11 protein-coding genes are annotated in these 13,607 nt (G+C 73.3%); 1 reads left to right on the top strand and 10 read right to left on the bottom strand.

Features of this window, described 5'->3' with window-relative positions; genetic code table 11:
* Position 1 precedes the first annotated feature (1 nt).
* Complete coding sequence (locus tag PVE36_RS10710) at positions 2 to 841, top strand: RDD family protein (protein ID WP_277452257.1); 840 nt, start codon at positions 2 to 4, stop codon at positions 839 to 841.
* A 3-nt stretch (positions 842 to 844) separates the two neighbouring features.
* Here the strand turns inward: PVE36_RS10710 and PVE36_RS10705 are convergent, their stop codons facing one another.
* From PVE36_RS10705 to PVE36_RS10660, 10 genes are all read right to left on the bottom strand, one after another.
* Complete coding sequence (locus tag PVE36_RS10705) at positions 845 to 1,711, bottom strand: hypothetical protein (protein ID WP_277452256.1); 867 nt, start codon at positions 1,709 to 1,711, stop codon at positions 845 to 847.
* Between the two features lie 10 nt (positions 1,712 to 1,721).
* Positions 1,722 to 2,555, bottom strand: coding sequence for a uroporphyrinogen-III synthase (locus PVE36_RS10700; RefSeq protein ID WP_277452254.1), 834 nt, complete (start codon positions 2,553 to 2,555; stop codon positions 1,722 to 1,724).
* Complete coding sequence (locus PVE36_RS10695) at positions 2,552 to 3,160, bottom strand: isochorismatase family protein (protein WP_277452253.1); 609 nt, start codon at positions 3,158 to 3,160, stop codon at positions 2,552 to 2,554. The genes PVE36_RS10700 and PVE36_RS10695 overlap by 4 nt, the downstream gene beginning before the upstream one ends.
* A 19-nt stretch (positions 3,161 to 3,179) precedes the next feature.
* A complete protein-coding gene (locus PVE36_RS10690; protein WP_277452251.1) occupies positions 3,180 to 4,277 on the bottom strand; it encodes a serine hydrolase domain-containing protein in 1,098 nt (365 codons plus the stop codon).
* Between the two features lie 106 nt (positions 4,278 to 4,383).
* A complete protein-coding gene (locus PVE36_RS10685; protein ID WP_277452249.1) occupies positions 4,384 to 5,493 on the bottom strand; it encodes a uroporphyrinogen-III synthase in 1,110 nt (369 codons plus the stop codon).
* Position 5,494: 1 nt separating this feature from the next.
* Positions 5,495 to 5,884, bottom strand: coding sequence for a nitrite reductase small subunit NirD (gene nirD / locus PVE36_RS10680; protein ID WP_277452248.1), 390 nt, complete (start codon positions 5,882 to 5,884; stop codon positions 5,495 to 5,497).
* Complete coding sequence (gene nirB, locus PVE36_RS10675; protein ID WP_277455819.1) at positions 5,881 to 8,472, bottom strand: nitrite reductase large subunit NirB; 2,592 nt, start codon at positions 8,470 to 8,472, stop codon at positions 5,881 to 5,883. The genes nirD and nirB overlap by 4 nt, the downstream gene beginning before the upstream one ends.
* 10 nt (positions 8,473 to 8,482) lie before the next feature.
* Positions 8,483 to 10,006 (bottom strand): FAD-dependent oxidoreductase, encoded by a 1,524-nt coding sequence (locus PVE36_RS10670; RefSeq protein ID WP_277452247.1) that lies wholly within the window; start codon positions 10,004 to 10,006, stop codon positions 8,483 to 8,485.
* Complete coding sequence (locus PVE36_RS10665; protein ID WP_277452246.1) at positions 10,003 to 12,156, bottom strand: molybdopterin oxidoreductase family protein; 2,154 nt, start codon at positions 12,154 to 12,156, stop codon at positions 10,003 to 10,005. The genes PVE36_RS10670 and PVE36_RS10665 overlap by 4 nt, the downstream gene beginning before the upstream one ends.
* On the bottom strand, positions 12,156 to 13,520 hold the full coding sequence (locus PVE36_RS10660; RefSeq protein WP_277452245.1) for an MFS transporter: 1,365 nt from the start codon (positions 13,518 to 13,520) through the stop codon (positions 12,156 to 12,158). The genes PVE36_RS10665 and PVE36_RS10660 overlap by 1 nt, the downstream gene beginning before the upstream one ends.
* Positions 13,521 to 13,607 lie beyond the last annotated feature (87 nt).

Below are 13,607 nucleotides of genomic sequence, written 5' to 3'. Positions count from 1 at the left end.
CATGAGCATCCCCGAGCGCGCCGGCTGGTACGACGACCCGGAGGACGAGACGCAGCTGCGGTACTTCGACGGGGTCGTCTGGAGCGAGCACCGCGTCCCCCGCCAGACCCGGTCGGCCGGGTCGGCCCCGGCGGGCCCCGCCCCCCAGCAGGGAGGTCAGCGCGGACCCGACCGGGACGTCTTCGGACGACCCAGTGGTCCGTCGGGTCCGCAGCACCCGCAGCCGCAACCCGGGTGGGGCACAGCGCCTGCGGGCTCGGGCTCCCCGCCCGCGGGATCGACGACCCCCGACGGTCAGCAGCTGGCGAGCTACGGGTCCCGGGTCACCGCCTACCTCATCGACACGGTGATCATGGGCGTCGTCGTCCTGCTGACCTCGGGCTGGGCCTGGTGGCTCTTCATGGCCGACTACTGGAGGCGGGCGATGGAGGGGGCGATGTCCGGCACGCCCGACCCGATCACCCTCGAGGAGGCCTCCGGGTACCTCCAGTACCTGGACTACACGTACCTCTTCGTCGCCGTCGGCATCATGGTGGTCGTCCAGGCGGCCTACGGCATCGGTTTCCTCGTCGCGAGGGGAGCCACCCCCGGCAAGATGATGGCCGGGATCTCGGTCCGCCGCGTGGACCGGCCCGGGCCACTCGGCTTCCGTACGGCCTTCCTGCGGATGCTCCTGCCGATGATCCTGCGGGTGCTCTGGGTCCTCACGTGCCTGGTCGAGGTCGTCTTCCGCGGCCTGGACCTCCTGTGGCCCCTCCTGGACCCACGACGACAGGCGCTGCACGACAAGGTCGCCGGCACCCAGGTCGTCGTCGGCGCGCAGCCGCGCGAGCGCTCCTGAGCCTCACTCCCGGCCGCTGGCCAGGAGGCCCAGCCCCTCCAGCTCGCCGATCGGGTCGGTGACGTCGCAGCACCCGTAGCCGGTGAGGGCCGCGCGCACGGCCGCGACGTCGGGGCTCGACCACCCGGCGACGATGTCGGCCAGTGCCTCGGCGTCCCGGATGTCCAGCAGCTCGCGCACGGTGCCCTCGTCGGAGCCGCCGGCGCTGGCGTGGACGGCCACGAGCACGTTGAGCAGTCCGTGCTGCTCCTCCGGACTCCCGTCGACCGTGTACTCACCCCGTACGACGTGGTGCAACCCGCCCGTGAGGGTCAGGGGCAGGAAGCGCGCCCCGGCACCGACGACGACGTCCGCGAGCTCCGTGGCCGTCGGCCACGCCCACGCCGGGGTGGCACCGGTGCGGAACTTCGCCCGCACGTCGACGAAGTCGCTCGCCGAGGCGATGTCGTCGAGGGCCTCGGCCCGGCCCTCGCGGCCGACCTCGAGGTTGACCACCAGGTCGCCGAGGTCGAGGTTGCGCCAGTCGGGGGACCACGCCGTGTCCAGGGAGACCAGCCGCGGGGTCTCGAGGGTTCGCAGCGTCGCCAGGGCGGCGTCGATGTCCCGGACGGCGGTCCCGGGGCGGGCGACGAGCCCGATCGCCGGCGGGACGGGCGCCCCGCCGGCCAGAGCAGTGGTCAGGTCCTCGACGGCGGGTACCCCGACGAGGAAGGGGCCGATGACGTCGGCGTATTCGGCCGAGCGGTGGGCGGCGTGGGCCCGCAGGGACTCGTCCATCGGCAGCCGTGCCGGTGGGAAGAGCGATGCGTCGGCGACCAGGGAGATGAACAGGCCGCGATGGGCGGGTTGGCGCGTCTCGGCAGTCGACATGGGCGGAAGGTTACCGACCGTCGGCGCCGTACCGGTCGAGGACGGCGCGCACGAGGGCACCCATCCGGCTGCGCTCCGGGACGAGGGGAGTGACCCCCTTCGCCTCGAGTGGTACGGCCGTGACCGGCCCGACCGCGGCGAAGAGCACCTCCCCCGCGGCGGCGCGCGCGAGGATCGCCGCCGTGACCCCGGCGGCCTCTGCGGCGTCGAGCCAGGCGGTCGCGGCGGGCGCGGAGGTGAAGACGACGGCGTCGACCCCGCCGTCGGCGACGTCGTGGACCGACTCGGCGACCGCTTGCGGGTCCGGTGCGGGTCCCCACCGGTAGACGACGAAGGGGATGACCTCGGCGCCGATACCGGTGAGCGCGTCGTCGATGCCGTCGGAGCCGTTGCCGTGGTGCTGCACGGCGACGCGGGTCCCGGCCAGGTCGAGGCCACGGAGGTGGTCGATGATCTCGGCGGCCTGCTCGGACTCCGCGACCCAGTCCGGGGCCAGCCCGCGGGCGACGAGGGCGCCCTTCGCCTTGGGGCCGCGGGCGAGGATCCGCACGCCGGCGAGCATCCTCGTGAGTGCGTCGCCCAGGTCGGCCGCGTCGGCGGCCTCGAACCAGCCTCGCAGGCCCTGCCCGGTCGTGACGACGAGCTCGTGCGGTGGGTGGGAGATCAACGAACGAGTGGCGGCGAGCAGCTGCGCGTCGTCCGCGTGCTCGACGATGCTCATGGCGGGGGCGTGGCGGACCGTCGCGCCGCGGCGGGCGAAGGCCCGGGCCAGCTCGTCGCTGCGTCGGTGCGCCGTGATGAGGACGGTGCGGCCGGCCATCACCGGCGGGAGAGTCGTGCTCATGATCCCGGGCCCGTGGCCCGGGCCCCGGCCGCGGTCATCTCGGAGAGCGCGGCCGCGGTCGTGCCGGGGGCGACGCCGGCGATGGTGTCGACGAGGAGGCGCACGGCGAAGCCCTCCTGCAGCGCGTCGAGGACGGTGGCGCGGACGCAGTGGTCGGTGGCGATACCACCCACGTCCAGGTCGGTGATACCTCGCTGCCGCAACCAGTCGGCCAGACCGGTCCGGCCGTCCCGGACGGCGAATCCCTCGAACCCGCTGTAGGCGGCCTCGTGCGCACCCTTGCGGAAGACCTCGTCGACGCGGTCGAGGACGGGCTGGAAGGAGGCGTGGAAGTCCGCGCCGGCGGTGTCCGCGGCGCAGTGCACCGGCCAGCTGGTCACGAAGTCGGGGGCGCCCTCGGTCGCCCAGTGCGACCCCGGGTCGTGGTGCCAGTCCGCCGTGAGCGCGATGGCCTCGTACTCGTGGTCGGTGAACTCGTGGTTGGGCCGGTCGCCCAGCACCCGTTCCGCAGCCCGGGCAGCGACGGCCGCGCCGCCCTCGACGCCCATGGACCCCCCTTCGCAGAAGTCGTTCTGGAGGTCGACCAGCAGCAGTGCACGTCCCATACCCGCCACCATGCCACCCTCAGTCGAGCAACGGCCAGAAGCCCTCGAAGGCGGCGACCGTCCCCGGTGCGTCGACCGTGACCTGGGTGGCGAGGAAGGCCGCGCGACCGGTCGCGGGGTCGGCGTAACCGATGGTGCCCAGCCCACCGGCCCAGCCGAACCGCCCATCGGGCCTGGTCTCCACGTGCAGCCCCCAATTGCTGTCGGGGTCGAGCAGGTCGGAGGCCGCGGCCCGCTGCTCGTCGACGAGGTGGGGGCGGCGCATGGTCGCGACCGACTCCGGCGCCAGCAGTGCCGGCCCCGTCCCCGCGAGCGAGGCGAGGACCGCCAGCTGGTCGCCGACTGTGGCGACGAGCCCGGTGGCCAGGGACTCGAACCGGGGCGGGGTCGTGAAGGTCCCCTCCGGGACGGGGAAGGGCACGAGGGCGCCGGACAGATCGGACCCGTGGACCCTCGCCATCCGTCCCGGGTCACCGCTGAACCCGGTGTCGCCGAGGCCCAGGGGACGGCACACGTGCTCCTCGAGCAGGTCGCTCACCGACCTCCCCGTGGCCCGGGCGAGCAGCACGCCGAGGACGTCGCTGCTCGTGTGGTACCTCCACGTGGACCCGGGCTGGTTCGCCAGCGGAAGGGAGGCCAGTCGACCCAGGTACTCCTCGGGAGTCATCGGCGGGGGGAACGGGCCGGGAGCCACGCCGGCGTCGTTCATCGCGACGGAGAGCGGCCGCTCGGTGACCCACCCGAAGCCGGGGGTCATCGTCAGGAGGTGCTCCACGGTGATCGGCCGCTCGGCGGGCGCGGTGTCGGCGAGGTCGGCGTCCGGACGGGTGAGGACCCGGGGTCGGGCGAGCTCGGGGAGCCACCGTGAGACCGGGTCGTCGAGCGAGATGAGCCCCTGCTCCACGAGCCGCAGCGCGAGCACACCCCCGACGGGCTTGCTGCAAGAGGCGATCATGAAGAGCGTCTGCGGGTCCATCGGTGGGCCGTCGATGCTGCGTCTGCCCCCGGCGCTGATCTGCACCCCGTCGCGGTCGCGCACCCCGGCGACCCAGCCGACGAGCGAGCCGTCGTCGACGAGTCGGTCGCAGGTCTCCGCGAGGACGGTCAGTGCGCTCATGTCGTTCACCGTTGCACACGGTCCACGTGGGGTACAGACATCGTGGCCCCGACGCCGGGGCGTGGACGCCTCGCGCGGGGCGTGAGGGGTCGACCGGTCCGGGCGGCTACGCCAGACCGATCCGGTAGCCGCGCTTGACGACGGTCTCCACGACGCGTCGGTCACCGATCGCCTCCCGGAGCCGGCCCACGGCGACCTCCACGGCGTGCCCGTTCGCGGAGTCCCCCGGGAGCACCTCGAGCACCTCGGCACGGCTGACGACATCGCCCTTCGCCTCCGTGAGCAGGTGCAGCACCGCCAAGCCGCTCGGGGAGACGGCGAGCACCGTGCCGTCGAGCACTGCCGCGGTGCTGCGGAGCTGGAGCGGTCCGGCGACGGTGTCGAGAGCGGTGGCCATGCTGCCCTCGTAGTGGGCGACGATCGCCCGCACGAGCGAACCGAGCCGGCTGCGCTCCGGCAGCAGTGGCTCGATCCCCGCACCACGAAGGGGTCGTGCCGTCACCGACCCGACCGCCGCCACGAGCAGTCGCCCGGACGCCGCCCGGGCGACGATCGACGGCAGCGCGCCGGCGGCGTCGGCGACCTCGATCCACGCGCTCGCCGCTGGTGCCGACGTGAAGACCACGACGTCGAGGTCCCCGGCCGCGGCCTGGTCGACGCCGCAGGCGACCGCGTCCGGGTCCACCGGCGGACCCCATCGGTAGACGACGAGGGAGGTGACCTCGGCGCCGGCGGCCACCAGGTCGAGGTCGAGCTCGTCGGCGCCCGCACCGTGGTGCTGCACCGCGATGCGTTGTCCCGCAACGCCCTCGGTGAGGAGGACGTCGCGGATCTCGGCCGAGGTCTCCGACTCCGCCACCCAGTCCGTCTCGAGCCCGGCGGCGTGGATCGCTCCGCGCGCCTTGGGGCCGCGCGCGATGACGCGGGCGTGCGCGAGCACGTCGTGCAGCTCGTCCCCACGACCGGCCGCGTCGGCCGCCTCGATCCACCCGCGGAAGCCGATCGCCGTCGTCACGACGACGGTGTCGGGCGGAGAGTCCAGGAGTGCGGACGTCGCGCGCACCAGCTCCTCGTCCGCGGTGTGGGGGACGATCGTCAGGGCGGGCGTGTGCACGACTCTCGCGCCACGACGCTCGAGCGCGGCACGCAGGTCCCCGGCCCGTCGGTCGGCGGTGACGAGGACGACGCACCCCGAGAGCAGCTTCGGCAGGCTCACGTCAGGAACCGCCGACGGGAGAAGGAGCCACACCGTCATCGCCCGTGGTCTCGAGGACGACCTGGCCGTCGACGACCGCGGCGGGCCAGGTGCGCAGGGACACCGGCTCCCGCCCGATCGGGTCCAGGCACTCCCCGGTACGCAGGTCGAAGACCTGCTTGAACATCGGCGAGATGATCGTCGGCCTCCCTCCCCGGGTGCCCACGAGGCCACGGGCGATGACCTGCGCGCCGCTGTACGGGTCGAGGTTGGCGATGGCGTGGACGTCGTCGTCGTGGGTGCGCACGAGCGCCACCTGCACGCCGCCGACGAGGGCGACGGAACCGCGCTCGGGGACGAGGTCGGTCAGTGCGCACAGACGCACGCGCGTCGTCGGGGGTGCAGCGGTCATGAGCGGACCTCCAGGGTCGTGCCGGCGATGATCACGGAGTCCGAGGAGCGTTCCTCGGGTGTTGCGGGGCGGGCCTGCCCGCGCTCGCCGACGTAGGCGAGCGAGTCGTCGACGACGTCGGGGGCGTTGACGAAGGAGGCGAACCGGGCGAGCTTGTCCGGGTCGGCGAGCGTCGCGGCCCACTCGTCCCGGTAGGTGCCCACGTGCGTCGCCATGGCCGAGTCGAGGTCGTCGGCGATGCCGAGGCTGTCCTCGAGGACGACCGCGCGGATGGCGTCGAGTCCACCTTCGTGGTCCTCGATCCACGGGGCGGTGCGCTGGAGCCGGTCGGCCGTGCGCACGTAGTACATGAGGAAGCGGTCGATCGTGCGCACGAGCGTCTCGGTGTCGAGGTCCTCGGCGAGCAGCCGGGCATGGCGCGGGGTGAATCCGCCGTTGCCGCCGACGTAGACGTTCCACCCGTTGTCCGTGGCGATGACCCCGACGTCCTTGCCCCTGGCCTCGGCGCACTCGCGGGCACAGCCGGAGACGCCGAGCTTGATCTTGTGGGGGGAGCGCAGCCCCCGGTAACGCAGCTCGAGGTCGATGGCCAGGCCCACCGAGTCCTGCACGCCGAATCGGCACCAGGTCGACCCCACGCAGGACTTCACCGTCCGCAGCGACTTGCCGTAGGCGTGCCCGGACTCGAAGCCCGCGTCGACCAGGCGTGCCCAGATGCCCGGGAGCTGGTCGATCCGGGCGCCGAAGAGGTCGACGCGCTGGCCCCCGGTGATCTTCGTGTAGAGCCCGAAGTCCTTGGCGACCTGGCCGATCGCGATGAGGCCCTCGGGGGTGACCTCGCCCCCGGGGATGCGCGGGACGACGGAGTAGGAGCCGTCCTTCTGGAGGTTGGCCATGACGAAGTCGTTGGTGTCCTGCAGGGTGGCCCGCTCGCCCTCGAGGATGTGGCCGGTGCCGAGCGAGGCGAGGATCGAGCCGATGACCGGCTTGCAGATGTCGCAGCCGCGGCCCGTGCCGTGTCGCTCGATGATCTCGCTGAAGGTCGTCAGCCCCTGAACACGCACGACGTCGAAGAGCTCGGCGCGAGAGAGCCCGAAGTGCTCGCAGAGGGCGGTGCTCACCTCGACACCGGACTTCGTCAGCTCCGCGGCGACGATCTTCTTCACCAGCGGAAGGCAGGATCCACAGCTCGTGCCGGCCCGGGTGCACGCCTTGACCCCGGCCAGGTCGGTGCAGCCCTCGTCCCTGACCGAGCCGCGGATCCGACCCGCCGTGACGTTGTTGCACGAGCACACGGCGGTCTCCTCCGGCAGGTCGCCGGTCGGCGCCGGCGCGCTCCCTTCGGGCAGCAGGTACGCCGCCGGGTCGCCCCCGAGCTCGCGCCCCACCATGGGACGAAGGGCGGCGTAGGCGCTGGCGTCGCCGACGAGGATGCCCCCGCGCAGGGTGCGTGCGTCGTCGCTCATGACGAGCTTCTTGTACACGCCCGCCACGGGGTCGGAGATGACGACCTCGAGACCACCCGGCTCCTGCGCGAAGGCATCACCGAAGCTCGCGACGTCGACCCCGAGGAGCTTGAGCTTGGTCGACAGGTCCGCCCCCGGGAAGGTGCCGCCGCCGCCGAGGAGTCGGTCGGCGACGATCTCCGCCATCGTGTAGCCGGGCGCGACGAGTCCCAGGCAGCGGCCACCGATGTTGGCGACCTCCCCAATGGCCCAGATGGCGGGGTCCGCCGTGGCGCAGGCGTCGTCGACGACGACGCCGCCGCGTTCGCCGACCTCGAGACCCGCCTGCCGTGCGAGCTCGTCGCGGGGCCGGACACCGACGGCGAAGATCACGACGTCGACGTCGAGGTCGGGGCCCTCGGAGAACGTCATGCCGCGGACGGCGCCGCGCTCACCCACAACCATCGACGTGGCCGTGGAGGTGCGGACCGTGACGCCCAGACCCTCGATGAGGCGCGCGAGTCCCTCGCCCCCACCCTCGTCGACCTGAAGGGGCATCAGGCGCGGCGCGAACTCGACGACGGTCGTGTCGACGTCCAGGGCGCGCAGTGCTCCGGCCGCCTCGAGACCGAGGAGACCACCACCGACGACTGCGCCGCTGACGGGGCGATCGAGCTCCTCCCGGCGGGACTCGACGTAGGCGCGCAGGTCGGCGACGTCGTCGATGGTGCGGTAGACGAAGGCTCCCCGGAGGTCGTTCCCGGGGACCGGGGGGACGGCGGCGAAAGAACCGGTGGCGAGCACGAGGGCGTCGTAGTCGAGGGTCGACCCGGTGCTCGTGCTGACCCTGCGCGCCGTGCGGTCGATGCTCTCGACGCGCACGCCCCGCAGGAGCGTGACGAGGGGGTCGTCCCAGAGATCCTGTCCGCCCAGGGCGAGGTCCTCGGGGTCGCGCCCGGCGAAGTACGAGGTCAGCGCGACGCGGTCGTAGGGAGCGCGCGGTTCCTCGCCGATGAGCGTGATCGCCCACCGGCCCCGGCCGTCGCGCTCCCGGAGGGCGTCGACCAGACGGCGGGCGACCATTCCTCCGCCGACGATGACCAGGTGCTGGGGAGAGGCGGTCGGTGCGGTGTCCTCTGGCATGGCGCTCACGTTAGGAAGCCCTCGTTTCGGGTCGGTCAGCATCGTGTTTCTCCGGCGTGAACCGCTCCTCTCGCGGGGGCGGCTCCGCCTGTGAGCGGGTGTCCTGCGTGAGCCAGTCGAGGATGCCGCAGACGGCGTCGGTACATCCCCCGCATCCGGTGGTGGCCTTGGTCCGCTCGGCGACGTCCTCGAGACTCGTTGCGCCGGAGTGGAACTCGGCGCGGATGTCCGCCTTCGTCACACCGTTGCAGCGACAGATCGTCGCGCGGTCGGGGACGAGCGTGGGGGAGTCCTGCCGGGTGCTCGCGGCTGACGGGGCGATGGCCGGCAGCAGCAGGTGGGCCGGATCCGCGGGAAGGGGGGTCCGGCGCGTGTAGCTGGTGACGAGGTCGGTGCCGATCCGGCCCGCCCCGATGGCGGTGGCCCCGACGAGCAGCCCGTCGCGGACGACGATCTCGAGGTGCCGACCGGCGGACGGGTCGCTGAGTCGCATGACGCGCAGCGCCGGGTCCGTGGTGCGCGTGCTTCCGTCGATGCCCATGGTGACGATGTCGACTCCTCGGGTCTTGGGCTTGACCACGTCGCCGGCGCCGGTGGTCACCGACCCCGGATCGTTCCCGGTGAGCAGGTCGGCCAACCGGCGGGCGTGCTCCCAGCCCTGGGCGACCAGGCCGCTCGACCCGCCCGGGGGCTGGGCGCAGTCGCCGATGGCACGGACGTGCACGTCGCTGGTGGTGAGGTCGGCGTCGACGAGGACGCCGCGCTCGACGGCGATGCCCGCGTCGGCGGCCAGCGTGGTGTTGGCGATCGTGCCCGTGGAGATGACGAGGAGGTCGGCGGCGAGGACCTCGCCGTTGGTCAGGCGGACCCGGCGAAGCCGGCCGTCCTCGACGACCACCTCCTGCGCGCCGACACCGACGCGCTGGTCGACGCCGGTGCGACGCAGCGTCGACTCCACGACGCGGCTGGCGTCCTCGTCGAGCTGTCGCTCCATGAGCGCCCGGCCCGGGTGGACGACGGTGACCGCGAGGTCGCGGGCGGCCAGCCCGGTGGCGGCCTCGAGCCCGAGCACTCCGCCACCGAGCACGATCGCACGTCGGGCGTTGAGCGTTGCGGCGACGATCTCCCGGGCGTCGTCGATGGATCGCAGCACGTGCACCCCGCCGGGGAGGTCGCCCTCGTCGATCCCCGGGAGGGCGGGGACACGGGCAGAGGCGCCGGTGGCGAGCACGAGATGGTCATAGGGGATGCGCGAGTCGTCGGCGAGGACGACGTCGCGCCGTCCCCGGTCGATCGAGCGCACGGGCGTGCCACGCCGCACCGTCAGGCGTGGGTGGTCGGCCGCGGGCAGCCCGATGGTCGACAGCCCTCGGGAGCCGGCGACGACGTCGCTGAGCAGCACCCGGTTGTAGGGCTCGCAGGCCTCGTCACCGAGCACGGTCACGAGGTGCTCCCCGTCCCGGTCGGCGGCGGTGAGGTCCTCGACGAAGCGGGACCCGACCATCCCGTACCCGATGACGATGATGTGGCTCATGCGTCGACCTCCTGTGCGTCGGGGGACCGGAGGGTGGGCGAGGCGGGTCCCACGTCGACCGCGCAGACCTTGAACTCCGGCATCGACGAGATCGGGTCGACCGCGTCGTTGGTCGCCCTGTTGACGCCCCCCGCACCACCGAAGTGGAAGGGCATGAAGACCGTGTCGGCACGGACGCGATCGGTGATCCGGGCGGGTGCGGTGACCGTGGCCCGCGCGGTGCGCAGGTCGAGCGCATCACCCTCCTCCACCCCCAGGCGGTGGGCGAGCAGCGGGTGCACCTCGACGAAGGGGGTGGGCTGCGCGGCGTGCAGGGCCGCGACCCGCCGGGTCTGGGAGCCGGACTGGTAGTGCTCGAGGACGCGCCCGGTGATGAGGAAGAGCGGCGCATCGGCGCGCAGGTGCTCGGCAGGTCCGACGTGGTCGACGGCGACGAGCCGCGCGCGCCCGTCCGGTGTGGGGAAGCGCTCGAGGAAGGCGCGCGGGGTGCCGGGATGCGGGGCCCGACCTTCGTCCGTTGCGGGGCAGGGCCAGTGCAGGTCCGGCTCGCGGTCGAGGCGCGCGTGGCTCAGGCCGGAGTAGTCCGCGCGGCCTCCCGCGCTGGCTCGGGCGAGCTCGTCGAAGACCTCGGCGGGATCCGTCGACCAGGTCCCCGGCGCGTCGAGGCGCGCGGCGAGCTCGGCCCACACCCACAGCTCGGAGACGACGCCGGAGGGCGGGTCGATCGCCGTGCGTCGCCGGATGACCCGACCCTCGAGGGTGGTCATCGTGCCCTCCTCCTCGGCCCACTGCGTGACGGGCAGGACGACGTCGGCGAGGGCGGCCGTCTCCGAGGGGACGATGTCGCTGACGACCAGCAGGTCGAGCGAGCGCAGGCGGGCGGCGACCTCGTCGGCCCGGGGCGCGCTGACGACCGGGTTGGCGCCGTGGACGAGCAGTGCCCGGGGGCCGGTCGACGTGCCGAGGGAACGCAGGAGCGCCACGGCCGGCAGACCGGCGCCGGGCAGGTCGTCGGCGTCGACGCCCCACACCGCGGCCACGTGCGCGCGTGCCTCCGGGTCCTCGATCAGCCGATAGCCGGGGAGCTGGTCGGCCTTCTGCCCGTGCTCGCGTCCGCCCTGGCCGTTGCCCTGCCCGGTGAGGGCACCGTAGCCGCTCCCGTCGCGCCCGACGAGCCCCAGGGCCAGCGAGAGGTTGATCGCCGCCGTGACCGTCGCGGTGCCCTGGGTGGACTGCTCGACGCCGCGCCCGGTGAGCACGTGCGCGCCGGGGCCACCCCGGGAGGGGCTGGCGGCCGCGAGGATGCGGGCCGCTGCCCGCAGGTCGTCGGCGGGGACGCCGCACACCTGCTCGGCCCGCTCGGGCCACCAAGCCGCGACGGACCTGATGACCTCGTCGAGCCCGGTCGTGCGTGCCGCGAGATAGGCGTCGTCGGCGAGCGACTCGGCGAAGACGACGTGCAGCATCGCCTGCAGCACGACCAGATCGGTTCCGGGCACCGGCTGCAGGTGCAGCCCCTGCTCCTGCGCGGCGAGGTCCGCCGTGGCCGAGCGCCGGGGATCGACGACGAGCAGACCGCCGGTGGCGCGCGCGCCCGTGAGGTGCCCGAGGAAGGGCGGCATCGTCTCGGCGACGTTGCTCCCGAGCAGCAGCACCGCGCCGGAACCGTCGAGATCCGTGACGGGGAAGGGCAGCCCGCGGTCCATGCCGAGGGAGCGGTTGGCGGCCGCTGCCGCGGAGGCCATGCAGAAGCGACCGTTGTAGTCGATGTTCTTCGTGCGCAGGGCGATCCGGGCGAACTTCCCCAGCTGGTAGGCCTTCTCGTTGGTCAGACCGCCACCACCGAAGACGGCCACGGCGTCGGGGCCGTGCGACTCGGCGATGCCACGCAACCGGTCGGCGAGGACGTCCAGGGCCTCGTGCCAGGCGACCTCGTGGAGCTCGCCGTCATCACCACGGAGCAGCGGTGCGGTGAGCCGGTCCGGTGCCCGCAGCAGCTCGGCGGACGTCCACCCCTTGCGGCACAGCCCTCCTCTGTTGGTCGGGAAGTCCCGGCCCGCCACGTCGAGGGGTGGGGCGCTCTCGTCGGCGGAGGGGGTCAGGGACATCGCGCACTGCAGCGCGCAGTAGGGGCAGTGGCTCTCGGTCATCAGATGCCCGCGCCGCTCAGCCGCGCGCCGCGCCGCAGGTAGATCGCCCAGGTGAGCGTCGCCATGACCACGTAGGCGGCGATGAAGACGCCGATGGCCGGGACGAGCGAGTCGTGTGCGGTGGCGGACATCGCGAAGCCGCGGGGGACGAGGAAGCCACCGAGGGCGCCGACCGCGCCGGCGATCCCGATGCACCCGGCGGCACCGCGCCGGGCCACGGCCAGCTCGTCCCCGTCGCGGGCACCGGCCCGGAAGACGGCCGGGATCATCCGGTACGTCGCGCCGTTGCCGATGCCGGACCCGGTGAAGAGCACGAGGAAGGAGGCGAGGAAGAGGGCGAACGAGTGGAGATGGAGGGCGAGGATCGCCGAGCCCGCGGCCAGGCCCATGACCGCGAAGGCGGCGATCGTCACCCGCGCCCCGCCGAGCCGGTCGGCGATGGCGCCGCCGACCGGCCGGCTGAAGGCGCCGAGGAGCGCTCCGAGAAAGGCGATCGTCGTCGTGACCTCCGGGAACTGGGTCCGCAGCAGGGTCGGGAAGGCGGCCGAGTACCCGATGAAGGACCCGAAGGTACCGATGTACAGCGTGGAGATGACCCACGTGTGCGGGTGGGTGGCGGCCTTCGTCCAGCTGCGGTGGTCGGAGGTGGCGGTGCTGAGGTTGTCCATGCCCCGCCAGGCGCCCAGGGCCGCGAGCAGCGCGAGCGGGACGAAGACGAGCCCGGCGCGCTCGAGGTGGATCCCGGCACCGATCGCGATGATCGAGGGGATGACGAGCTGGACGATCCCGGTGCCGAGGTTGCCACCGGCGGCGTTGAGCCCCAACGCCTTTCCCTTCTCGGCCTCGGGGAAGAAGAAGGAGATGTTCGTCATCGAGGAGGCGAAGTTGCCTCCGCCGAAGCCGGCGAGGGCTGCGATCGCGAGCAGGGCGACGAAGGGGGTCTCCGGCCGCCCGACGACCCAGGCCAGTGCGAGGGTCGGCAGGAGGAGGAGCAGGGCGGAGAACACCGTCCAGTTCCGGCCGCCGAAGAGCGGCACCGCGAAGGTGTAGGGCACCCGCAGGAGCGCGCCGACGAGGCTCGGGACGGCGATGAGCCAGAACTGCTCGTCGAGGGTGAGGTCGAACCCTGCCGCCGGCAGCTGCGGGACGACGACGCTCCACACCGCCCAGACGCAGAACCCGAGGAACTCCGCCCCGACCGAGTGCCGCAGGTTGCGCAGAGCGGTCGTCCGGCCGCCACCCGCCCAGAAGTCCGGGTCCTCAGGGTCCCAGTGGTCGATCCACCGGCCGGCCCGTCGGACGGGGCCGGTGGGGGTTGCGGCTGCGGTGCGGCTGGGGGAGGCGGGGTCGAGCGTCGAGGTCATGCGGGGAGACTCGCAAGACGATGTTTCGTCCCGGGTCCGGGCCTGTGAAGGGTGGGTTACCCCGGACGCACAGCGCCCGGGTCGCTC

It is taken from the genome of Janibacter sp. DB-40 (assembly GCF_029510815.1).
GTDB lineage: Bacteria > Actinomycetota > Actinomycetes > Actinomycetales > Dermatophilaceae > Janibacter.
This window is presented reverse-complemented; position numbering and strand designations above follow the sequence as displayed.